General features: G+C 72.7%; 18 protein-coding genes and 4 pseudogenes. 11 read left to right on the top strand and 11 right to left on the bottom strand.

Annotated elements, in window-relative coordinates; translation table 11 throughout:
• Positions 1-27: 27 nt before the first annotated feature.
• The 4 genes from ACZ52J_RS02095 to ACZ52J_RS02110 all read right to left on the bottom strand — a co-directional run bounded on the left by ACZ52J_RS02095 (position 28) and on the right by ACZ52J_RS02110 (position 6,427).
• Positions 28-450: a carboxymuconolactone decarboxylase family protein gene (locus tag ACZ52J_RS02095; RefSeq protein ID WP_465615084.1), complete on the bottom strand. Its 423-nt coding sequence runs from the start codon at positions 448-450 to the stop codon at positions 28-30.
• A 162-nt stretch (positions 451-612) separates the two neighbouring features.
• Positions 613-1,716 carry an NADH:flavin oxidoreductase/NADH oxidase gene (locus ACZ52J_RS02100; RefSeq protein ID WP_360497544.1) on the bottom strand — a complete coding sequence of 368 codons (1,104 nt, stop codon included), beginning with the start codon at positions 1,714-1,716 and terminating at the stop codon, positions 613-615.
• 144 nt (positions 1,717-1,860) lie between these two features.
• Positions 1,861-4,647, bottom strand: a complete 2,787-nt coding sequence (locus ACZ52J_RS02105) for an ATP-binding protein (protein ID WP_465615085.1) — start codon at positions 4,645-4,647, stop codon at positions 1,861-1,863.
• A gap of 361 nt (positions 4,648-5,008) precedes the next feature.
• Positions 5,009-6,427, bottom strand: a complete 1,419-nt coding sequence (locus ACZ52J_RS02110; protein WP_465615086.1) for an MFS transporter — start codon at positions 6,425-6,427, stop codon at positions 5,009-5,011.
• Between the two features lie 499 nt (positions 6,428-6,926).
• Here ACZ52J_RS02110 and ACZ52J_RS02115 point away from each other — a divergent pair, with 499 nt between their 5' ends.
• The 4 genes from ACZ52J_RS02115 (at position 6,927) to ACZ52J_RS02130 (ending at position 11,089) form a co-directional block, all read left to right on the top strand.
• Entirely contained in the window at positions 6,927-7,718 is a 792-nt protein-coding gene (locus ACZ52J_RS02115) for an alpha/beta fold hydrolase (RefSeq protein ID WP_465615087.1), read from the top strand.
• Between the two features lie 399 nt (positions 7,719-8,117).
• Positions 8,118-9,371, top strand: a complete 1,254-nt coding sequence (locus ACZ52J_RS02120; protein WP_465615088.1) for an RNA-guided endonuclease InsQ/TnpB family protein — start codon at positions 8,118-8,120, stop codon at positions 9,369-9,371.
• Between the two features lie 107 nt (positions 9,372-9,478).
• On the top strand, positions 9,479-9,838 hold the full coding sequence (locus ACZ52J_RS02125) for a hypothetical protein (protein WP_465615089.1): 360 nt from the start codon (positions 9,479-9,481) through the stop codon (positions 9,836-9,838).
• A 54-nt stretch (positions 9,839-9,892) separates the two neighbouring features.
• Positions 9,893-11,089: an erythromycin esterase family protein gene (locus ACZ52J_RS02130; RefSeq protein WP_465615090.1), complete on the top strand. Its 1,197-nt coding sequence runs from the start codon at positions 9,893-9,895 to the stop codon at positions 11,087-11,089.
• 235 nt (positions 11,090-11,324) lie between these two features.
• Here ACZ52J_RS02130 and ACZ52J_RS02135 read toward each other — a convergent pair whose 3' ends face one another.
• Positions 11,325-11,552 (bottom strand): hypothetical protein, encoded by a 228-nt coding sequence (locus ACZ52J_RS02135; RefSeq protein ID WP_465615091.1) that lies wholly within the window; start codon positions 11,550-11,552, stop codon positions 11,325-11,327.
• Between the two features lie 288 nt (positions 11,553-11,840).
• Between ACZ52J_RS02135 and ACZ52J_RS02140 the strand changes: the two genes are divergently transcribed.
• Positions 11,841-12,050 carry a DUF397 domain-containing protein gene (locus tag ACZ52J_RS02140; protein ID WP_465615092.1) on the top strand — a complete coding sequence of 70 codons (210 nt, stop codon included), beginning with the start codon at positions 11,841-11,843 and terminating at the stop codon, positions 12,048-12,050.
• 10 nt (positions 12,051-12,060) lie between these two features.
• Entirely contained in the window at positions 12,061-12,273 is a 213-nt protein-coding gene (locus ACZ52J_RS02145; RefSeq protein WP_465615093.1) for a DUF397 domain-containing protein, read from the top strand.
• 61 nt (positions 12,274-12,334) lie between these two features.
• Here the strand turns inward: ACZ52J_RS02145 and ACZ52J_RS02150 are convergent, their stop codons facing one another.
• Together ACZ52J_RS02150 and ACZ52J_RS02155 are read right to left on the bottom strand one after the other, a co-directional pair.
• Positions 12,335-12,841 (bottom strand): NUDIX domain-containing protein, encoded by a 507-nt coding sequence (locus ACZ52J_RS02150; RefSeq protein ID WP_465615094.1) that lies wholly within the window; start codon positions 12,839-12,841, stop codon positions 12,335-12,337.
• Complete coding sequence (locus ACZ52J_RS02155) at positions 12,838-13,134, bottom strand: hypothetical protein (protein ID WP_465615095.1); 297 nt, start codon at positions 13,132-13,134, stop codon at positions 12,838-12,840. Before ACZ52J_RS02155 ends, ACZ52J_RS02150 begins: the two co-directional genes overlap by 4 nt.
• Before the next feature lie 128 nt (positions 13,135-13,262).
• On the opposite strand from ACZ52J_RS02155, the gene ACZ52J_RS02160 reads away from it, so the two are divergent.
• The 3 genes and pseudogenes from ACZ52J_RS02160 to ACZ52J_RS02170 form a co-directional block, all read left to right on the top strand.
• On the top strand, positions 13,263-14,096 hold the full coding sequence (locus ACZ52J_RS02160) for a helix-turn-helix domain-containing protein (RefSeq protein WP_465615096.1): 834 nt from the start codon (positions 13,263-13,265) through the stop codon (positions 14,094-14,096).
• Entirely contained in the window at positions 14,096-14,305 is a 210-nt protein-coding gene (locus ACZ52J_RS02165) for a DUF397 domain-containing protein (protein ID WP_465615097.1), read from the top strand. Before ACZ52J_RS02160 ends, ACZ52J_RS02165 begins: the two co-directional genes overlap by 1 nt.
• Positions 14,306-14,401: 96 nt before the next feature.
• Positions 14,402-14,533: pseudogene (locus ACZ52J_RS02170) on the top strand (DUF397 domain-containing protein); the annotation flags it as partial.
• A gap of 69 nt (positions 14,534-14,602) precedes the next feature.
• On the opposite strand, the gene ACZ52J_RS02175 reads toward ACZ52J_RS02170, so the two are convergent.
• From ACZ52J_RS02175 to ACZ52J_RS02185, 3 genes and pseudogenes are all read right to left on the bottom strand, one after another.
• Positions 14,603-15,325, bottom strand: a complete 723-nt coding sequence (locus ACZ52J_RS02175; RefSeq protein WP_465615098.1) for a heparin lyase I family protein — start codon at positions 15,323-15,325, stop codon at positions 14,603-14,605.
• A 136-nt stretch (positions 15,326-15,461) separates the two neighbouring features.
• Positions 15,462-16,616: pseudogene (locus tag ACZ52J_RS02180) on the bottom strand (uracil-xanthine permease family protein); the annotation flags it as partial.
• A gap of 13 nt (positions 16,617-16,629) precedes the next feature.
• Positions 16,630-17,865 carry an RNA-guided endonuclease InsQ/TnpB family protein gene (locus ACZ52J_RS02185; RefSeq protein WP_465615099.1) on the bottom strand — a complete coding sequence of 412 codons (1,236 nt, stop codon included), beginning with the start codon at positions 17,863-17,865 and terminating at the stop codon, positions 16,630-16,632.
• Positions 17,866-17,950: 85 nt separating this feature from the next.
• Between ACZ52J_RS02185 and tnpA the strand changes: the two are divergent.
• Positions 17,951-18,261 (top strand): annotated as a pseudogene (gene tnpA, locus ACZ52J_RS02190) (IS200/IS605 family transposase).
• Between the two features lie 101 nt (positions 18,262-18,362).
• On the opposite strand, the pseudogene ACZ52J_RS02195 reads toward tnpA, so the two are convergent.
• Positions 18,363-18,614 (bottom strand): annotated as a pseudogene (locus ACZ52J_RS02195) (solute carrier family 23 protein); the annotation flags it as partial.
• A 367-nt stretch (positions 18,615-18,981) separates the two neighbouring features.
• On the opposite strand from ACZ52J_RS02195, the gene ACZ52J_RS02200 reads away from it, so the two are divergent.
• Entirely contained in the window at positions 18,982-21,888 is a 2,907-nt protein-coding gene (locus ACZ52J_RS02200) for an AfsR/SARP family transcriptional regulator (RefSeq protein WP_465615100.1), read from the top strand.
• The last annotated feature ends 154 nt before the right edge of the window (positions 21,889-22,042 follow it).

Here is a 22,042-nt window from a genome sequence, read left to right on the forward strand (position 1 = left end):
AGGCCAGCTGCCAGCCGTTGCTGCTCGTCAGGCGCCGGCGACCGGCAGCAGGCCACGCTCGCCGAACACCTTCTTGGCGACGAAGGTGGCGTTCAGCGCCTTGGGGAAGCCGCAGTAGCCGGCGGAGTGCAGCAGCGCCTCGACGATCTCCTCGGGGGTGAGCCCCACGTTGAGGGAGGCGTTGATGTGGACCTCCAGCTGCGGCTCGCACCCGCCGAGCGCGGTGAGCATCCCCAGGGTGACCAACTGGCGGTCGCGCGGGGCGAGTTGGGGGCGGCTGTAGATCTCCCCGAATCCCCAGGCGACGATCTGGTGCCCGAGTTCGGGGCTGATGTCGTCCAGCGACTGCACGACCCGGCGCCCGACCTCGCCGTCGATGCGCTCGAGCACCTCCATCCCGTGCTCGAAGCGCTCCCGGCGGACCTCTGCGTCGTTCGCGGCCGTGCTCATCGCGGCACTCCTCTCCCGGCTGCCCCTACCGGCGGCCCTCGTCCCGATCCCGACCGGTCCCGCCCGCCGAGGTCGGCGGGCGGGACCCACGGCAGAACCGTAGGACTTGGAGTGCACTCCAACTCAAGCCCGACACTCCGGGGCCGCGGGCGTCAGGGACGCTCAGGAGCGGTGGTACTGGACGGGGGAGGGGACCTCGCCGCCGAGTTCGGCGGCGGCGCGGCGGGCCCAGTACGGGTCGCGCAGCAGTTCGCGGCCGAGCAGGACGGCGTCGGCGCGGCCCTCGGCGACGATGGCCTGGGCCTGGGCGGGGTCGGTGATCAGGCCGACGGCGGCCACGGGCAGGCCGGCCTCGGTGCGCACGGCCTCGGCGAAGGGCACCTGGAAGCCGGGCGCGGCCTCGATCCGGGCGTCGGGGACGAGGCCGCCGGTGGAGACGTCCAGCAGGTCCACGCCGTGCGCCTGCAGTTCCTTGGCGAGGCGGACGGTGTCCTGGGAGGTCCAGCCCTCGCGGCCGTCCTGCGGGTTCTCGGTGAGCCAGTCGGTCGCGGAGACGCGGAAGAAGACCGGCAGTTCCTCGGGCCACACCGCGCGCACCGCGTCGACGACCTCCAGCGCGAAGCGGATGCGGCCCTCGAAGGAGCCGCCGTAGCCGTCGGTGCGGCGGTTGGTGTGGGGGGAGAGGAACTCGTGGATCAGGTAGCCGTGGGCGCCGTGGATCTCGGCGACCTGGAAGCCGGCGTCCAGCGCGCGCCGGGCGGCGTCGGCGAACCGGCGCACGATCGCGCCGATCTGCTCCTCGGTCAGCTCCTGCGGTGTGGTGTGGGCGGGGGAGAAGGGCGCGGCGCTGGGGCCGACCGGTACCCAGCCGTGCTCCTCGTCGGCGGCGACGGGGCGCCCGCGGTCGACCCAGGTCCGCTCGGTGGACGCCTTGCGCCCGGCGTGGGCGAGCTGGATCGCGGCGACGGTGCCCTGGGACTTCAGGAAGGCGGTGATCCGCCGGAAGGCCGCGGCCTGCTCGTCGTTCCAGATCCCGAGGTCGTACGGGCTGATGCGGCCCTCGGGGCTGACGGCGGTGGCCTCCGTGATGATCAGCCCGGTGCCGCCGGCGGCGCGCGCCGCGAGGTGGGTGAAGTGCCAGTCCGTCGGGACGCCGGCCGTGTCCCCGCCCGGCACGGCGCTGTACTGGCACATCGCCGGCATCCAGATCCGGTTGGGGACGGTCAGCGCCCGCAGGGTGTACGGGGTGAAGAGGGTGGTGCTCATGTCGGACTCCCGGTGGGGTCGGCGGCGCCAGGACGCAGGGGCGCACCCGCAACTGATTGCAGCTGCAACTTATGACTCCAAAGATAGTTGCGCGCGCACGCATCTGCAAGGTCCATCCCCATCCCCCCTGGCCCCCGCCCCGCCTCAGCCCGCGCCGCCCGCGCCCAGCAGATCGCGGGCCCGGGCGGCCAAGCCGTCGGCGTCGCACCGGGTGGCCAGCTCCAGCCCCCGGGTGAGCGCCGTGCGGGCGTCCGCCGCGGTGCCCAGCGCCTCGCCCAGGTCGACCAGGGCGAGCGCGTGCTCGTAGCGGGCGGGCGAGCGCTCCAGCCGGCCGACCGCCTCCGCCAGCAGCCCGGCCCTGCGGGGCCGCTCGTGCACCGCGGCGCACAGCCGCAGCGCGCTGCCGACGGCCGAGTCCGTGCCGGACTCCCGGGCCCGGCGCACCGCCTCCTCGGCGAGGTCGCGGGCCCGGTCCGGCTGCTCGGCGGCCACCGCGCGCGCCAGGTGGCCCAGCCACGGCGCCCACACCGTGTTGCGCCACCCGCGCGCGTCCAGGGCCGCCCCGGCGGCGGCCAGCGTCGCGGCCGCGCCCGCCGCGTCGCCCCGGGCCAGCAGCAGGCGCCCGTACAGCGTCGGGGCGTCGGGCAGCACCATCACCGTCGGGTACGGCGGGCCGAAGGCGTGCTTGTGCGCGAGCTCCAGGGCCTCCGCCACCCGGCCGCGCGCGGCCAGGGTCTCGGCCAGCGCCCCGACCGCGTCCCAGTGCAGCGGGATGCCCGGGCCGATCCGCTCGGCGATGCGCAGGGCCCGGCGCAGGTAGTCCTCCGCCGCGGCGAGGGCGCCGCAGCGGAAGCGGAGCATGCCGGTCAGCAGGTAGGCGAAGCCGAGGTGGCCGCCGCTCCACCCGGCGACCTCGTAGGCGCGCACCGCCTCGCCGAACAGCTCCTCCGCCCGGTCGACCCGGTCGGCGTACAGGAAGCTGATGCCCAGGATCCCGGGCAGCTCGAAGCCCCAGGTGGTGTTGGTCCAGCCGAGGCTGTGGGGCAGCCGGCCGCCCGGCAGCGCGGACTCGCCCAGGGCGATCGCCTCCGCGCTGTCGACGCCGCGCAGCGTGAGGTCCCAGCAGCGCAGCACGGCCACCGCGTGGGCCAGACCGTCGCGTTCGAACACGCCCTCGCCCGGGGCCGCCGCCGCGTCCGCGTCGGCGCCTTCACCGCCGCCGCCGAAGCCGGGGTCGGGGTCGGCGTCGGTGAAGGCCAGGCCGACCGTGCCCAGCATCCGGTCGAACTCCGCGAGCCGCCGCGAGCGGCCCGGGCCGTCCGCGTCCTCGGACTGGAACGCGGCGAACATGAAGTGGGCGACCTCCAGGCGCAGCCGCCCCGGCCCGGGCCCGGTGCGCGCTGCCTCCTCGGCGCACAGCGCGGCGGCCTCGCCGAGCCGGTTGCTGTGGGCGAGGGCCTGGGCGAGCCGGAAGGTCGCGTCCACCCGCAGCTCGGGGTCCAGCCCGTACGGGTCGGCGAGCGCCAGGCGCAGCTGGTTGACGGTGGTCGCCGGGTCGGTGAGCAGCGCCGAGCAGCCGAGTTCGTAGAGCACCGAGGCCCGGTCCAAGTCGGCGGGCGGCTCGCTGATGGCGCGGCGCAGGCAGCGCTGCGCGGCTTCGGGCGCGCCGATGGCCAGGTGTTCGCGGGCCGCCCGGCGCAGCTTGTCGACGATCTCGCCGTCGCCTTCGGGCAGGATCTCCAGCAGGTGGCGGGAGGCGGCCAGCAGGCCGAGGCCGGCGTTCTCGAGCTCGACGGCGGCGACCCCGTGCATCCCGGTCCGGGTGGAGGGCGACATCGACTGGTAGACCGAGGTGGCGACCAGCGGGTGGACGAACTCCAGCCGGCCCGCCGCGGTGCCGGTCAGCACCCGGTGGTGGCGCAGCTCCCGCACGGACTGGGCGGCGGTCTCCGGGCCCTGGGCGCAGATGGCCGCGGCGAGGTCGGAGCGGATGTCGGTGTCCAGCACGGACGCCGCCCAGGCGAAGCGCAGCGCGGTGGGGCCGAGCCGCTCCAGCCAGTGCCGCAGCGTCATCCCCCGGGCGGTGGCGGCGAGTTCGCGCAGCTGCCCGGTGCTCTCCTCGACCGGGTCGAGTCGCTGGTCGGCGACCTCGCGCAGCAGGGTGGCGGTCTCGTACGGGTTCCCGCCGGTGACGGCCCAGACGTGGCGGCAGAAGGCGTCCTCGGCCGCCGCGCCCAGGGCGGCGCGGACCAGGTGCGCGACCGAGGCGGGCTGGAGCGGGCGCAGTTCGTGCCGGCGGTCGGCCCGGTCGGCGAGGCCGCGTTGCAGCGCCAGGGCGTCGTCGGGGAACTCGTCGCGGCAGGCGAGTACCAGCAGGGCCGGCAGCTCCCGGGCGCGGACCGCGAAGCCCGCCAGCCAGCCGAGCGACTCCGGGTCGGCCCAGTGCAGGTCGTCGACGATCACGGCCACCGGGGAGCGCAGCTGCACGAGGCGGGTGAGGACGAAGTCCAGCCCGTCCCGCACCCCTTGGGGATCGAGCTGCCCGCGCGGCGGCAGCAGCCCGGCCGCCGGGCCGACGACGTCCTCCCACGGCCCGAAGACCTGCGCCCGCTCCTCCTCGGACAGGGCCGCCAGCACCGGGCGCACCAGCTGGCGCACCACGTGGAACGGCTCGTGGCACTGGCGCTGCCCGCCCCGGGCGAACAGCACCGTGCAGCCCGCGCGCCGCGCCGCCCGCCGCACCTCGGTCAGCACCGCGGTCTTGCCCAGCCCCGCCGCGCCCGTGTAGAGCAGCAGCTCCCCGACCCCGGCGCCGGCCGGCCCGGTGAGCGCCTCGATCGCCCGCCCTGCCGAGCGGATCTCGGCCTCGCGCTCGTGCAGCGGACCGCCCTCCCCGCCGGACCCGCCGCCCCCGGGCTTTTCCTCGGTCACCCTCGCCTCCAATTCACCGTGTCGGAACGGTTGTTGAGAGGCCGACGCTACTGCCGTGCGCCCGGCTCCGGTGCAGGCTTGACAAAGCCGGCCGCCGCACCCCGAGTGCGGGCGGGGGGGCGGCTCTGCCCGGCCCGGGCCCCGTGCCGCCCCCGCTCGGAAAAGTCGGGTACGGACGACCCGTTCGTGTCGCACCCCTGGGGTTTCCGGGCCCCGAACGGGGGCCCTACCGCCGCACCCCGGAACGCCTCGGGCACACGGCGGTCGACGGTCGGTGAACCGGCGACGGCGCCGCCCGGGAGGACCGGGCGGCGCCGTCAGCGGTTCACGCGGTGGCCGTCAGCAGGCCGTCAGCACACCGTCAGCGCACCGGCTGCGGGAGGCGCTGGGCCGGGACGCCCGGCGCCGGGCTCGTCGCCGACGAGGCCTGGTCGGAGGCGGCCGACACGTCGGACGCGGCCGGGGCGGCGCCGAGGGAGGTGCCGCGGGTCTCCTCCGCCCACAGCACGCACACCAGCAGGCCCAGCGCGGTGGTGCCGGCGGCGATGAGCATGGTCGGGCCGGTGCCGAGCCCGGTCAGGGACAGCGGCAGCAGGTAGGTGCCGACGGCCGCGCCGATCCGGCTCACCGAGGTGGCCACACCCACGGCGGTGGCCCTGATCTCGGTGGGGAACAGCTCGTTGGGGTACGTCCAGTCGAGCACGTTGGGCCCGCCGCACAGGAACGCGTACGCGCACAGCGCCAGCAGGGCGACCGCGGCGGGGGCGGTGGGCCACACGCCCAGCAGGGCCAGCGGGACGGTCATCAGCGCGAAGGACCAGATGATGACGGGGCGCCGGCCGCGGCTGTCGATCAGGCGCAGCGCCGGGTAGCAGCCGAGCAGGAAGACCAGGCTGATCAGCCCGGTGCCGAGGGTCTCCATGACGGTGCCGCCCGGCAGGCCGAAGGAGGAGAGGATCTGCGGGCCGAAGGTGAGCATCGCGAACAGCGGGCCGACCTGGCAGAGGAAGAACAGGCCGCAGAACAGGGTGCGGCGCCGGTAGGGCTGGGTCATCAGCAGGCGCAGCCCGGCGGGCCGGCCGCGTTCGGCCGGGTCGGGCATCAGCTCGCGGCCGTCGACCCGGACCCCGAGGTGCTTCTCGACCACGCGCACCGCGTCGCCGACCCGCCCGTTCGCGGCGAGCCAGCGCGGCGACTCCGGCGAACCGCGGCGGATCACCAGGAAGACCACGCACAGCACCGTGGAGCTCGCCAGCATCCACCGCCAGCTGCCCGGCCCGGCCAGCTCCAGGAACAGGTAGCCCACCACGTAGGCGAGCACGGAGCCGGCGTACCAGGCGACGATCTGCTGACCGAGCAGCCGCCCGCGCTGCTTGGCGGGCAGCCACTCGGCGAGCAGCGAGGTCGCGATGGGGTAGTCGGCGGCCACGGCCATGCCGAGCACGAAGCGCAGCACGGCGATCGCCCACACCTGGTCGACCCAGAAGGAGAGCACCGAGCAGGCGACCATCACGAGCAGGTCGGCGGTGTACATCACCTCCCGGCCGATCTTGTCGGTCAGCACGCCGAAGAGCGCGCCGCCGACGAACATGCCGACCAGGGCGGCGGCGCCGATCAGGCTGACCTCGGCGGTGGACAGCCCGAGCTCGGGACGCATCCCGATCAGGGCGACGCCGACGATGCTCAGGATGTAGCCGTCCAGCAGCGGCCCGCCCGAGCAGGCCAGGGCCAGTCTGCGGTGGAAGGCGGTATACGGGGCGTTGTCGATGGTCTGGGACATGTGCTTGGGGTCCTCCGGAGCGTACGGAGGCGGGCGGGCCCGCTCACCGTGCGCCGGGTAGACGGCAGGTGGACGACGCCGCCCACCTCGGACGGCGCCACCGCCCGATCACACCGGGCGACCGTCCACGGTTGCCCGGGTTCGCCACCGTCACCACCGGGCCGAAGGTCGGCCGGATTCATGACCAAGGTCCCGAAGCGGACGGGCCCTCCGCCTGTGCCGATCAACGGCTCGTCCAGTCCTGCCGGGGCCGAGCGCCGTCCGGGCGCCCGATCGCGCACGCGGCGTGACCCTGGTCACTCCGGGGCCCTCAACCGGCCCTTATGTGTGGCCCGTGCCACATCGTCAGCCGTCAGCCGTCAGCCGTCAGCCGTCAGCCGTCAGCCGTCAGCCGTCGGCCCTCGGCCGTTCGCCGTTCACCGTTCGCCGTCCGCGCTGGGCCCGGGGCCTGAGCGGGATAGCCTGACGGCCGACACGGGAACGAGGGGGGCCGAGGCCGATGACGCACGCGATGACACCGGACGGCGTCCGCATCGCCTACCAGCTCCAGGGCCAGGGGGCGCCGCTGGTCCTGCTGGCCGGCCAGGCCAACAACCACCATTGGTGGGACGCGGTCCGCGCCGACTTCCACCCCGCCCGCAGCACCCTCACGCTCGACTACCGCGGCACCGGCGACAGCGACAAGCCCGACGCCCCCTACAGCACCGAGCTGTTCGCCCGGGACGTCATCGCCGTCCTCGACGAACTGGGCATCGACCGGGCCGACGTCTACGGCACCAGCATGGGCGGACGGGTGGCCCAGCACCTCGCGGCCCGCCACCCGCGCCGGGTCGGCGCCCTGGTCCTCGGCTGCACCTCACCCGGTGGCCCGCACGGTGTCGAACGCGGCAACGATGTCCGCCGAGCCCTGGCGCAATCCCAGCCCGGCGCCGCCCGGCAGGCCCTGCTGGAGCTGATGTACACCCCACGATGGCTCGACTCCCATCCCGGCCCGCACCACACCCTCGGCGACCCCGACATGCCCGCCCACGCCCGGCGCCACCACCTCGTGGCCAGCAACCGGCACGACGCCTGGGACCTCCTGCCGCAGATCGGCGCACCCACCCTGGTCGTCCACGGAAGCGACGACCTGCTCAACCCCGCCGCCAACGCCCCCCTGCTCGCCGACCGCATCCCCGGTGCCCGGCTGCACCTGATCCCCGAGGCCCGGCACGCCTACTTCGAGGAGTTCCGCGCCCAGGCCGGCCCCCTCGTCCTGGACTTCCTCACCACCGCCCCGCGCAGGCGGTAGGAGGGCGCTCCTCCCGGTCCTGGCCGGTCAGCCGTCCGGGACCGGAACGCCCCGGACGAGGAGGGGGAGGCCGGAGCCCGCACTCGCACTCGCACGCGCGCTCGGCGGACTGGCGGGCGCGTTCGTGGATCTCCGTTACGGTTCCTCTCACCGACGCGGGTCCGAAAGGTGCGGCTTTGCCCATGCACCACGCCGGCTGACGCATCGTTCGCGAGGTTGACCGAGGAGCTGGGCGTTCGGGTGCCGGTGCGCTTCCTGTTCACCTTTGATCTCCCAGGATGCCCCGGCCTTCGGGCCGGGGAGGAATGGGGCTTGGCTCGGAGCCGGGTAGCGCCGGAGTGGTCTCCGGAGGTTGTGACGTGAGCTGTTGATGTCAGTGCCGGTCGGTAGGTTGACCGTGTGCACCTGAGGTACTCGTATCGCATCTACCCGACGGCTGGTCAGCGTGCTTCGCTGGCCCGGAGGTTCGGGTGTGCCCGGGTGGTGTACAACGACGCGTTGGCGGCTCGGAAGGAAGCCCGGAAAGCCGGGCTGCCGTTTCCGAAGAGCGCGGATCTTCAGAAGCTGGTGATCACCGGGGCGAAGAAGACGGCTGAGCGGGCGTGGCTGGCCTCGGTGGGGGTGGACCCGCTGATCCAGTCCCTTCGGGATCTGGACACGGCGTACCGGAACTTCTTCGATTCCGTCTCCGGAAAGCGGGCCGGCCGCCCGGTGGGTCTTCCCCGGTTCAAGTCCCGAAAGGACAGCCGGCAGTCGTTGCGGTTCACCCGCAACGGGTTCCGTCTGCGGTCCAACGGGAAGCTGTACCTGGCGAAGGTCGGCGATGTGCGGGTGAAGTGGTCGCGGGCACTGCCCGCCGATCCGTCGTCGGTGACGGTCGTGCTGGACCCGGCCGGGCGGTACCACGCCTCGTTCGTCGTGGACGTCGAACCCGATCACCTGCCCGAGGTCGATGCCGAGGTCGGCATCGACCTCGGGCTGACCACCTACGCCGTCCTCTCCGACGGCAGCGTGATCGACAACCCGCGCTTCCTCCGCAAGGCGGAGAGGAAGCTCAAGGCCGCGCAGCGGGAACTGTCCCGCAAGGCCAAGGGCAGCAAGAACCGGGCCAAGGCCCGCGTCAAGGTCGCCAAGGCGCACGCCAAGGTGGCCGACACCCGCATGGACTGGCTGCACAAGCAGACGACCAGGATCATCCGCGAAACCCAAGCGGTGTACCTGGAGGACCTGAACGTGCGCGGCCTCGCCCGTGGCCCTCTGGCCAAGTCCGTCCACGACGCCGGATGGTCGACCTTCCGGCGACTGCTGGAGAAGAAGGCCGCCCGGTTCGGGCGCGCCGTCGGGATCGTGCACCGCGCGTTCCCGTCGTCCCAGCTCTGTTCGGCGTGCGGGCACCGTGACGGTCCCAAGCCCCTCGCGGTGCGCGAGTGGGCCTGTACGGCGTGTGGTGTGCGGCATGACCGTGACCTCAATGCTGCTCGCAACATCCTGGCCGCCGGGCAGGCGGACAGGTTAAACGCCCCTGGAGGGCCGGCAAGACCCGGCGTGGCGATCCCACGCCAGGCACGGCCCGTCGAACGGGGAACCCACCTCGGCGACCTGCCACGCACGGGTATCCGTGCCGCAGGCGCGGGAGGAATCCCCGTCCTTTAGGGCGGGGAGGATGTCAAGCACCTGCTGTAGCTCGTGCTCCGACCGCACGGGGTTCCGCCGGATCAATTCGGTCGAGACGGGCCCAGCGGTCCCAGTAGCCTCGCCCTGTGACGGAACATGAGCGGTACGCCCTGTACCGGGAAGAAGCGAAGGTGCTGGCCGAGATCGGGGATCACGTCCACGCCCAGGTCGGCCGTGTCACGGTGCGACTGCCCAGGGTCGTGGCCCAGGCCGCGGTGGACGCCTGGGAGCGGGACGACTCGGACGGCGAGCTCGGCGAGGAGACCCGTGAGCAGTACGAGGTGCGGGACCAGGCCGGCAACCTGGCGCTGATCGGCCTCGCGATCTCGGAGGGCGGCCGCTGGGAGGGCGATGAGGTCGTCGTCGACCTGCATGTCCACTCCGCGGGGGCGGCCTGGCTCAGTTACGCCGAAGCCGCGGGGACGGCCTATCGGGTGCAGGAGTAGCCGGCGATCGAGAAGCTTGACCTCAAGTCAGCTTGAGGTACAAGACTGAGCGGCATGCCGAACGACACCGCACCCCTCCGCCACCCCGCCCCTTCGAACACTGACCACACCCGGGTTCTCCCGCTGTCCGACACCGTGCTCGACGGGATCGCCGCACAACTGGCCGCCGGGGCGACGGTGGTGGGCATCGGGGAGTCCACGCGCTTCTCCCGGGAGACCTTCGGGGTGCGGGACCAGCTGTTCCGCCGGCTGGTCCGGGACCACGGCTTCCGCGCGCTGGCCGTCCAGGACAGCGCGGGTGCCGCCGCGGCCCTCGACGCGTACGTGGGCGGTGGCGGGGGCTCGGCCGCGTCCGCGCTGGCCGGCGCCTGGAGGCCCTGGCGCACCGAGGAGATGGCCACGGCCCTGGAGTGGATCCGGGCGTTCAACCGCGGCCACGCGGACGACCCGGTCCGGATCTTCGGCGTGAAGCCGGCCGAGGCGGCACCCGCCGACTACGACGCCGTCCTGGCGCACGTGCGCGCGTCGGCGCCCGAGCGGCTCGCGCAGCTGGCGGCCCACCTGGACCCCATCCGCACCGCCCACACGACCGACGAGCACGTGCAGCGGGCGCGGGGCCTCCACCCCGGACGGCCGTTCGCCGAACACGCCCGCGACGCACTCGCGTTGGTCGAATCCCTCCCCGATGTCGGGGATGCCGGCGTGGTCGCGAGGATGCGCCTGATCGTGGAGTTCCACGAGCACAGCGTCGCCGGGCGCGGCAGCTACGCGGGCGACGCCGAGGTGAGCGCCGACATCGTCGGCGACTTCCAGCACGCCACCGGGCTGCGCACCGTCTACTGGGACGGCATCGCGCACACGTCGGCGGCCGAGACGGTGCTGGGCCTGGCCCCCGAGCGCGGTCCGCAGACCACCGCCGGCACCCTGCTGCGCGAACGCTACGGCGCGCAGTACGTCTCCGCGGCGATCGGCTTCCACCACGGCGCCCTCGGCGTCGCCGTCCTCCCGGCCCCGGGCGCGGACCTGGTCGACGCCAAGCTCGGCGCAACGGACCTGCCCGCCCGCTGGCTGGACCTGCGCCACGACGACGTCCGCGGCCAGTGGGACGGACCGGCGAAGGCCCGCGTCATCAGCGGCGTCTACACCCCGGACCGCGACGCCGCCGAACACCTGGCCGTCGCCTCCCTGGCCGAAGCCTTCGACGTCCTCATCCACATCCGCGAGGTCACCCCGGTGCGCCGGCTGCCTTGAGCCCGTCGGCCGGACGACCGGAAAACCCACGACGGGCGCCAGGAACGCCGCGACGAACGGGATACCGCGGGCTTGCGCAGGCCCCACGGCTTGGGCGAGAGGGCCGGGCCGGGATCCGGAGAACCTCCGAACACCGACGCAGGCCCGGACCGTTCGCGGTCCGGGCCTGCGCTTCATCCTCCGGACGCGAGGTCCGGCAGCTGCGGCGACCGGCGGCCACCGGCTCGGTGATTCGTCACCGGGCCGCCAGCGCACCGGCGGCGCGACGCATGTCGGCGAGGGCTGAGGCCAGCCGGGCAGAGCCAACGGTGGCCGCAAGCGCGGCCGCCTGGGCGGCGTGGTGGTCGGCTTCGGCGCGGTCGCCCTGCCGGTAGAGCACGGTAGCCAGGCGCGTGGTGGCCATCATGCTGCCCGCCGGCAGCCGACAGGGCTTGCGACAGGCCACCAGCACCGGCGCCGTCATCCTCACCCCCGGCCCGTTCCGGGCTCTGTTCGAGGAGTACGTCCAGCGTCAGGCCCGGCCCGACGAGGCCTCCCCGCCGACATCATCGAGCCCGGCCGTGTCCACGCCACGGAGGAGTCCAGCCAGCCCACAGGGGGAAGGGTGGACGGGGCGGGCGGCTCGGCACTCCGCCAGCCTCGGTCGAACAGTGACGATTCGTCAGTCGGATTCGGCGGCAGCCCCCTTCGGGCGCCGCCGCCGTTCTACGCTGGAGCCGAGATGTGACTGCGCTGCTTCGGAGGTGATCGCATGGCTGATCTCGACTTGGCTACCGCATCGTGGATGAAGTCGACGTACAGCCAACAAGGCGGGGACTGCCTTGAGGTTGCGCGCGGCTTTTGTGAGTTGATGCCAGTCCGGGACTCCAAGGACCCGAACGGGCCGGCCCTGGTCTTCCCGGCCGAGGCCTGGGTGTCGTTCGTCGCCGCTGTTCGCAGCGGCGAGTTCGGCGAGGTTTGAGAAGAGCGTCATGGCCGAGCACGTAGATCTGACCGGCGGCAGATGGCGGAAGTCCTCGTACTCCAACAACGGTGGCGACTGCGTCGAATTCACCGCGGACTTCCCCGGTCTTGTTCCCGTCCGTGACTCGAAGGCTCCCCAGGGTCCGGCCCTGCTCTTCCGGGCTCAGGCGTGGGGGGCATTCATTGCCGCTGTCCGCAGCGGCGAGTTCGGCGACGTCTGACCTCGACAAGCCGAAGGCCCGGACCGCCCCCAGCGGTCCGTCCCGGTCCCTGCCGTCTTGATCAGCCGACCGGGACCGGGACGCCCCGGACGAGGAGGGGGAGGCCGGCGCCGTGCTCCCACGCGTCCCAGGCGTCCTCGACGCGCCGGTACTGGTCGTCCGTCATGACCCTGCGCAACTTGGCCGGGGGCGCCCAGTGCAGGGCGCGGACGTCCTCCGGCGGCTGGTGCGGGCGGACCGCTGCGGCCTGCCGGGAGGTGACCACCCCGCCCGCGTACACGAAGTCGAGGCCTTCGCAGAGTTCGCCGGCGGGGGAGTAGTCGACCGAGAGGATCGTCCGCAGCGGCAGGACGAGCCCGGTCTGCGTTTCGAGGTGACGCCGGGCGGCGAGGTGGGGGAGCTCGTTCTGCTCGGCGCTGCCACCGGGCATGACCAGCCCGTCGTGGTGGACGGAATCGACCAGGAGCACGAAGAAGTCGCCCGACCCTCCGGGGTCCTCGCGCAGAACGAAGACCTGCTGCCCCGACCGCCGGCCGGGAGGCTTGCTGTGGAAGAGGGACTTGCTCAACTCTGCTCCCGGGGTGATGAGTTGATGCCGGAAGGAAGCGGCCACCCGCCGAACGGCCGCCGACGCGACTTCCCGCAGGTCCCCGGCGCGGTCTCCCGGGGGTCGAGCGACCGGATCAGGCCCAGGTCGACCCGCCGCTCGGGCCCGGTGGACCCCAGCGGCCGAAGCACCGCCTTTCCGAACGCCACCTCGACGAAGACGCCCTCGCACGGCTTGCCGCTGTCGAGGCTGCTGAAGTCCCGCACCACCTCGTGGAGTTGGAACCAGGTATCGGGTCTCTGCACATCGGGCATGGGGGTCTCCGTAGGTTGCGCTGCGCTTCCGGTGAATCACCGGGTGTAGCCATGGTGGCGCTCCGCCCCCTACGATCGGAAGCCGATCTGAAGCTTGAAGTCAGTGCTCGGCAAGTAGGTGAAGGTCAATGAAGCTCAAGGAACTTGATCCAACATCAGGCCCGTGGGCGCCGTTCGGAGTGCAACTTCGCAGGTCACGCAAGGCTGCTGGTCTCACGCAAGCTCAGTTGGCGAGGCGCGTGGGAGTCGATCCCTCCTATGTCTCCTACGCCGAACTTGCCCCGCCCGACCGAACCCCGCCAAGCGAGAAGTTCGCACGTGACGCCGATCGTGTGCTTGAGACGGGCGGAACCTTGCTGCTGATGTGGCTCCAGGCCAAGCACTCGGCATTGCTGGAGGGGTTCCCCGAGTACGCAGCTCAGGAGCAGAACGCCACCGAGATAAGGATCTACGAGGCTGGAATCATCCCAGGCCTCTTCCAGATCGAGCCCTACGCCCGGGCTCTGGCAGCCAGCGATGTCCGTCGGGGCACGATCACACCGCAGCAAGCGGACGAACGAGTAACCTACCTGCTCACGCGGCAGCAGCTACTCCAGCGCGCCCGACCGCCGCTGGTGCATGCTGTACTGGACGAGAGTTGCCTGCATCGTCCTATCGGCGGTCGCGAGGTGATGAGGGCTCAGCTCTCCCGCCTGGAGGAGCTGTATGCCGTCAATAACGTGATCCTTCAAGTTGCACCGTTCGCGCTGGCGGAGGAACGCCCCTTCGCTTTGCCGATGGTGCTCCTGACTCTCCCCGGCCAGTCTCTCCTGGGCTACTCAGAATCCGAGGGCCGAAGCCACCTGGAGCGGGACACCGAACGGCTCGCCATCTGGAGGAAACACTACGATCGACTCCAGGTGGGAGCGCTGGCCGAGACGGCGACTCTCGAATGGATGCGCGCTGCTCGGAAAGGGATCTAATGTCCGACATCAACTTGACCGCCGCCCATTGGGTGAAGGCGAGCTACAGCCAGCAAGGCGGCAATTGCGTTGAGGTAGCCCCGAGCTTCCCCGGTCTTGTTCCGGTCCGTGACTCCAAGAACCCTGAAGGTCCGGCCCTCGTGTTCCCGATCGAGGAATGGCAGTCATTCATCGCCGCTGTCTGCAGCGGCGAGTTCGGCGGGGTCTGAGTCGAAGCCGGAAGCGAAGGCCCCCGCTTGGGGCGGTTTCAGGGGCGTTGGTTGTCCGGGGCCAGGCTACGAAGAATCAGTCAGGACGCTCGGCTGGGGTTCCTGGGTGTCATGCCGGTTCGTGACTCGAAGGACCCGGAAGGGCCCGCCCTGATCTTCCCCTTCGCGGCCTGGGAGTCGTTCGTCTCCGCCGTCCGCAGCGGGGAGTTCGGCGACATCGGAAGCTGACATGCCGCAGGCCCGGGCCGCTCCCACATGCGGTCCGGGCCTGCGGACGTTCTTCCGTCCGTCCGTCTCTTACGAGCCGGCGGTGGCCGCCTCCAGGGTGGTGGCCATCACCGGGCTGGTGAAGGTGTTCGTCGCGTCCGCCGTGGACTCGTGGTACGAGCCCCACTTGAGGTAGTTGCGGTCGCCGTCCCAGGTGGTGCCCTTGAAGGTGCCCGACCCGGTGGTGAAGGTCTGCTTCTTGCCGTCGAACCAGAAGTCGATGGTGCCGTCGGTCCGCCCCAGGCGGATCTTCAGCGCGTAGGAGTGCCACTGGCCGTTCGCGGTCGGCGCGGTCCACAGCGTGTGCGACACGTGCTCGGTGTCCCACTCCTGCAGCCGGATGCGGCCGTTGGTCGCGTCGATCTCGATCGGGTGGTTGGCCGTATCGGTGCTCGGCGAGCACTTGAGCTGGAAGACGTACCGGCTGTTGTCGTCCTTGATGTCCACCTTGGACGACCAGCCGAGGTAGAAGGTGTCGCCGTTCTTCAGGTCGGGACCGACCGTCTCGCAGCGCTCCTCGCCGGCGGCCTGGTGCGCCCGCCACACCTTGCCCTTGGCGGCGTCGTCGACGACCTTGAAGTTGCCGGAGGCGCACTGCACGGAGGCGAAGGAGGACGCCCCCTTGCTGGTGTTCGGGGTCCAGAGGACCTTGCCCGCCGCGCTGCTGGGCGTCACCGAGACACAGGTGATGGCGAGAGTGGCGGCGGCCACGCCTCCGTAGGAGAGCTTGCGGCGGCGGGACGGACGGGACATGGGTCTCCCCGGGGTCGAAGGGGCGGACATGGGCGTACGCAGCGATTCGACCATCCTCCGGGCCCTGTGACCAGGCGGAACAACCGGCGGAAGTAGCCATGGGGCCACTTCCGCCGGTCGACTCCGGTACGAGCCGTCAGCGGTCGGCGCCGGTGCCGGCGTCGGCCTGCTCGTCGTACGAGGAGGTGCCCTCGTCCAGCAGCGGTTCCTGCGTCTTGAGGTGGGCGGGGGCCAGGGCCCGCAGCGCGTGGTAGCCGGTGATGACGACCAGGGTGCCCAGGGCGATGCCGCTGAGGCTGAAGGTGTCGGTGAACTTCAGGGTGACGTTGCCGATGCCGATGATGATGCCCGCCGCGGCCGGCACCAGGTTGAGCGGATTGCGCAGGTCCACGCCGGACTTGGTCCAGATCTGCGCGCCGAGCAGGCCGATCATGCCGTACAGGATGACGGTGATGCCGCCGAGCACCCCGCCGGGGATGGCGGCGACGACGGCGCCGAACTTGGGGCAGAGGCCGAAGAGCAGCGCGAAGCCGGCGGCCGCCCAGTAGGCGGCGGTGGAGTAGACCCGGGTCGCGGCCATGACGCCGATGTTCTCCGAATAGGTGGTGTTCGGCGGGCCGCCGACGGCGGTGGAGAGCATGGAGGCGACGCCGTCCGCGGAGATCGCGGTGCCCAGCTTGTCGTCGAGGTTCGAGCCGGTCATCTCGCCGACGGCCTTGACGTGTCCGGCGTTCTCGGCGACCAGCGCGATCACCACGGGCAGTGCGACCAGGATCGCGGACCACTGGAAGGAGGGGCCGTGGAAGGTGGGCAGGCCGACCCAGTCGGCCTTGCCGACGCCGGACAGGTCCAGGCGCCAGTGGTCGGTCATGTGGCCGCCCGCGTCCACCGAGTGGATCTTGCCGAAGACGCGGTCGAAGACCCAGGAGATCCCGTACCCGAAGACCAGTCCCAGGAAGATCGCCACCCGCGACCAGAAGCCGCGCAGGCCGACCACGGCCAGCCCGGTGAAGAGCATCACCAGCAGCGCCGTCCACTGGTCCTGCGGCCAGTACGTGGACGCCGTGACCGGGGCCAGGTTGAAGCCGATCAGCATGACGACCGCGCCGGTGACGATCGGCGGCATCGCCGCGTGGATGATCCGCGCCCCGAACCGCTGGACGGCGACGCCCACCAGGAACAGCGCCACGCCCACGACGAACACCGCGCCGGTCACCGTCGCGCTGGTGCCGCCCTGGGCCCGGATCACCGCGGCGACGCCCACGAAGGACAGCGAGCACCCCAGTTGACTTCCGCTCCCCCGGCTAGGGCCGGGGGATTCCTGCCACGGTCGTCTGACCGTCTCGGTGGGTTCCTGCTTCTTCGCGCTGTGCCGGAACAGGTCCCGGTCTTACCTGCGCTCGACAGGCTGTCACCGCCAGTCCGGCGGCCTTGGCTGTGTTGACGGCGGCGTTGATGTCCCGGTCGAGCCACACGCCGCATGCCCGGCACTGCCAGACGCGGACGCCCAGGGGCTTGGGGCCGTCCTGGACGCCGCAGTTCGAGCACACCTGCGAGGTAGGTTCGAAACGGCCGATGCGGGTGAAGGTGCGCCCGTAGCGGGTGGCCTTGTACTCCAGCATCGTGACGAACGCCGACCATCCGGCGTCGTGGACGGACTTGGCGAGCCTGGTCCGGGCGAGTCCGTTGACCGCCAGGTCCTCAACGGCAACCGCTTGGTTCTCGCGGATGATCTTCGTTGAGAGCTGGTGGTGGAATTCGCGCCGGGCGTCGGCCACCCGCGCGTGCGCGCGGGCGACCTTGGCACGGGCCTTGTCCCGGTTCTTGCTGCCCTTCTCCTTACGGGAGAGATCCCGCTGTGCCTTCTTGAGGCGCTTCTCGGCCCGGCGCAGGAAACGGGGGCTGTCGATCTTCCGGCCGTCCGAGAGGACGGCGAAGTGGGTCAGGCCGAGGTCGATCCCGATGCGCCCGCCCGTCTCGGGCATGCGCCCGAGGTCGGAGGCCGGATCGGTCTCGATGACGAAGGACGCGAAGTACCGGCCCGCGCTGTCCCTGACCACGGTCACCGTGGACGGCATCGACGGCAGTGCGCGGGACCACTTCACCCGCACATCGCCGATCTTCGGCAAGGACAGGTCACCGCCCGGCGTGATCTTCCACCGGGCGTTCGCGGTGAACCGGACCGACTGACGTGTGTCCCGCTTGGCCTTGAAGCGGGGCGCGCCGGGCTTCGGGCCCTTGCGGGTGCCTTTGAGGCCGGCGAAGAAGTTGGAGTACGCGGTCTCCAGGTCCCGGAGGGACTGTTGCAGGACGACCGCCGACACCCCGCCGAGCCATGCGCGCTCGGGGGTCCTCTTCGCTTCGGTGATCAGCAGCTTCGACAGGTCGCCGATCGTCGGGTATGGCAACCCGTCCGCACGGGCTGTCTCACGAGCCCGAAGGGCGTCGTTGAACACCACCCGCGCGCACCCGAACGCCCGTGCCAGCGCAGCACGCTGAGGCCCGTTCGGGTACAAGCGGAAGCTGTACCGAAGCTGCACGAAAAACACTGTACTAACTAAAGTTCCTTTATGGCCGGGTATCAGAACATCACTTCGCTTTCCTCATGCCCACTCGGTTCTTGTGATGAAGCACCGGCGTCGCGCGTTCACCGACGCCCACCTCAAGCGCACGGAAGAGATCATGCCCGCGGCCTGTGCGGACTTCGAAACCGAGCCGGTGGAATTCAACGGCAAGGCCAACCACGTCCACCCGCTGGTGAAATTCCCGCCCAGGTGGCGATCTCCAAGGTGGTCAACAGCCTCAAGGGCGTCGGCTCCCGCCGTCTACGCCAGGAGTATCCCGCGCTGTTCAAGCACTACTGGCGCGCACAGTGCCTCTGGTCCGGGTCGTATGTCGCCGGATCGGACGTCGAGCAGCAGAACCGACCCGTCTGAGCCGAGGCCAACAGCGCGGGAGACCGCCGGATTCAGCGGAGAGCAGGGTTCGGAATCGCTTCGCCACCGGGCTGAGGCCCGGCGCACTGCGATTAATCCCGGTAGCTGGGCACCCGGCCGCGGGTGGACAGCAGGAAGATGACGGTCGCCACGCCGGACATCATGATCGCGAGGTTCGGGTCGAGCCCCATCAGGACGGGCGCCACGAAGCTCGCTCCGAACATCGCCACCACGTGCTGGGCGCCGAGCCCTGCCGTGCGGGGCCAGGAGAGCCGTTCGTCGGGGCGGACGACCGCCCCCGGCGCGGGTGTGCGCCCGTCGCCGTGCAGCTTCCAGCGGACGCCGAGATCCATGATGGGGTTTCGCTTTCTGTACTTCCGAAGATCCGTCCGCACCATTCTGGTGGCCGCCGCGGGTTGCGCCGAATCCCCCCTCGTCTCGGCCCCGCGTTCCAGGGGCCCGGCATCCGCCCTGGTCAGCGCCTGCCCGGGCGTTCCGCCGTCCCGAACTGCCGGTGATCCCTGGCGGCCGGGAGGGATCACCGCGCAAGCTCTCACCCGAGGCCGCGGACCCCGTCACGCACCGGCAACGGTCCTGCGCCCAGGGGCCCGTGACGCCCAGTCGTCATTGTGCGGTCACCTGGGTGTCGCCTGGGCGACACCCTGTGATCAGCGGATCGCCTACTGTCATATGCTTGTCACATTGAATGGGGAGCGGGTTTTGGATTTCCGATTGCTGGGCTCGGTGGCCGCGGTGGCCGCGGACGGCCGGGAGCTGCCGGTCGGGTCCGCCAAGCGCCGCAGCCTGCTGGCCATGCTGCTGCTGAACCCCGGCGCGCCGGTCGCCGTGGACCGGCTCACCGAGACGCTGTGGGACGAGGAACCGCCCCGGCACTCGCGCACCGTCATCCACAACCACGTCTCGGGCCTGCGCGCGCTGCTCGCCGCGCACGACGCGCCCGCCGGCGGCGTCGAGCTGGTCACCGACGGCGGCGCCTACCTGCTGCGGGTGCCCGACCTCGCGGTGGACACCGCCCGCTTCGAACACCTCCTGCGCTCCGCCCGCTCGACACCCGACACCGCCGAGACGGTCGCGGCGCTCCGGGAGGCGCTCGCGCTGTGGCGCGGCCCCGCACTGGCCGGCACCGCGCCCAGCGTCCCGCTGCAGTGCGCAGCGCACGCCCTGGAGGAGCTGCGGCTCGCGGCCGTGGAGGAGCTGGCGCGCGCCCACGGCCGGCTCGGCGACCACGGCGCGGCGGCGGGCGTGCTGTCCACCGAGGCCACCATGAACCCGCTGCGCGAGTCGCTGGTCGCGGCGCTCATCCTGGCGCTCGGCCGGGCCGGGCGGCGCTCGGAGGCGCTGGACTGGTTCCACCGCACCCGCCGGGCGCTGGCCGAGGAACTGGGCATCGACCCCGGTCCCGAGCTCGTCGAGGCCTACGACTCCCTGCTGCGCACGGACGCCGCCTCCCTGCGGCCCGACCGGGTCCCGCCCCCGCGGGTGGCCACCGTCGGCGGCCTGGCCTCCGTCCCCGACCCGGTCCCCGCACACGCCCCCGCCCCTGCCGCACCGGCCGCGGCGCCCGTCCCCGCCCCCATGCCCACCCCGGCCGCCGGAGCCGCCGCCACCGCCGGACCCGCTACCGCCACCGCCCCGGCCGGCGCCGCGCGCCCGCCGCGCGCCACACCCTGGCCCTTCCCCCGCCGCCCGCGCGGCTTCTCCGGCCGGGAGGACGAACTGGCCGCGCTCGACCGGGCCACCACCGGCCCCGGCGCGATCGCCGTCGTCACCGGCGGCGCCGGGATCGGCAAGACCACCCTCGCCCTGTACTGGGCCCACCGCCGCCAGGACGACTTCCCCGACGGTCGGCTGTTCGTCGACCTCTGCGGCCACAGCCCGCTGCCCGAACGCTCCACCCCCGCCGTCCTGCGCGAACTGCTGCTCGGCCTGGGCCTGCCCGCCGAGCAGATGCCCGCGACCCCGGAGGCCATGGCCGCCCGCTACCGGGAGCTGACCGCCGACCGCCGGATGCTCATCGTCCTGGACAACGCCCGCCGCTCCGACCAGGTCCGCCCGCTGCTGCCCGACGGCGAGGACTGCGTCACCCTGGTCACCAGCCGCGACCGGCTCGGCGGCCTGGTCGCCTCCGACGCCGCCCGCCCCGTCCCGCTCGCCGAACTGTCGCCCCCGCAGGCCGTCACCCTGCTCGCCGCCACCCTCGGCGCCGACCTGGTCGCCGCTGAACCCGAAGCCGCCGCCCGGCTGGCCGGCCTGTGCGACGGCCTGCCGCTCGCGCTGCGCCTGGCCGCCGCCCGCGTCGCCACCGGCCCGGCCCGCGACCTCGCCGTCCTCGCCGACGAACTGGCCGACGAACAGGGCCGGCTGGGCATCCTCGACATCGAGGACACCAGCGTCGCCGCCGCCCTCGCCCTCACCGTCCAGCACCTGTCCGATCCCGCCCGCCGGATGTTCCACCGCCTCGGCGCGCACACCGGCACCACCCTCGACAGCCGTACGGCCGCCGCGCTCGCCGACTGCCGCCCCGGCGAGGCCTCCGGCGCGCTCGGCCAGCTCGCCACCGCCCACCTCATCGTCGAGATCGGCCGGGACGCCTACACCCTGCACGACCTCGTCCGCCTCTACGCCCGCAGCCTGCCCGGCGAGGTCGACGACGAGGTGCTGCCGCGTCTGCTCGACCACCTGCTGAACACCCTGCTCGTCGCCTGCGACGCCGCCGAACCCGGCAGCGAGCCCTGCTGCACCCCGCCGGCCGGCAGCCGGCGCCCCGCCGACGTGCGCCCGTTCCCGGACCGGGAGAGCGCGCTCGCCTGGTACGCCGCCGAGCGCGACACCCTGCGCGGCGCGGTCGAGGCGGCGGTCGCGGCCGGACTGCACGACCGGGCCTGGCGCCTGGTCCTGCTGCAGTGGCCGCTGATCGTGTGGCAGGTCCGGGACGGCTGGGTGCCGCTGCTCGAACACGGCCTGGCCGCCGCCGAGGCCGACCACGACCCGGCCGCCCAGTCCCGCGCCCGCGCCCTGCTCGGGTGGGTCCTGCTGGAGGAGGGGCGCCACGAGCAGGCCCTCGTCCACCTGGAACGCGCCCCCGATCTCGCCGCCCAGGCCGGCGACGGCACCGCGCAGGCCGTCGCCCTGATGAACCTGGCCGTCGCCCTCGGCCGCTACGGCAGGAACGCGCGGGTGCGCGGCCTGCTGGTCCGCGCCCTCTCGCTGTCCGAGCGGGCCGCCCGCGCCGACCTGGTCGCCCTCGCCCGCCAGCACCTCGCCCAGGAATGCCTGACCGCCGGCGCCCCCGAGGAGGCCGCCCACCACGCCGCCCGCGGCCTGGCCGTCGCCGAACCCCCCTTCCCCGCCGCCCGCCGGGTCCTGCTGCTGACCCTCTACGGCCGGGCCCTCGCCGCCACCGGCCACCCGGAGGAAGCCGCCCACCACCTCGACGCCGCCGTCCGCGAGGCCCGCGCCCACCGGTTCGGGGAGGGGGAGGCGGGCGCCCTGGCAGCCCTGCACGCCCTCCCGACCGCGGCGGCCACGGCCCTCGCGACGGTCACCGCGACGGTGCCGGCTCCCGCGACGGCCACCCCCGGGGCGCCCGCCCCGGGCGGCCGCTGACCGCGGCGACGCCTACCGCCTGCGGCCCGCCCCCGCGCGCTGACCCGAGGCCGGTAAAACCCTCCGCCACCGGCAGAACCGTCCCGCGCCGGCAGAACCCCAGCCGCCGATAAAACCCTCCGCCACCGGTAGAACCGTCCGCCACAGGGAAAGT

Source organism: Kitasatospora sp. NPDC034035 (assembly GCF_055575755.1).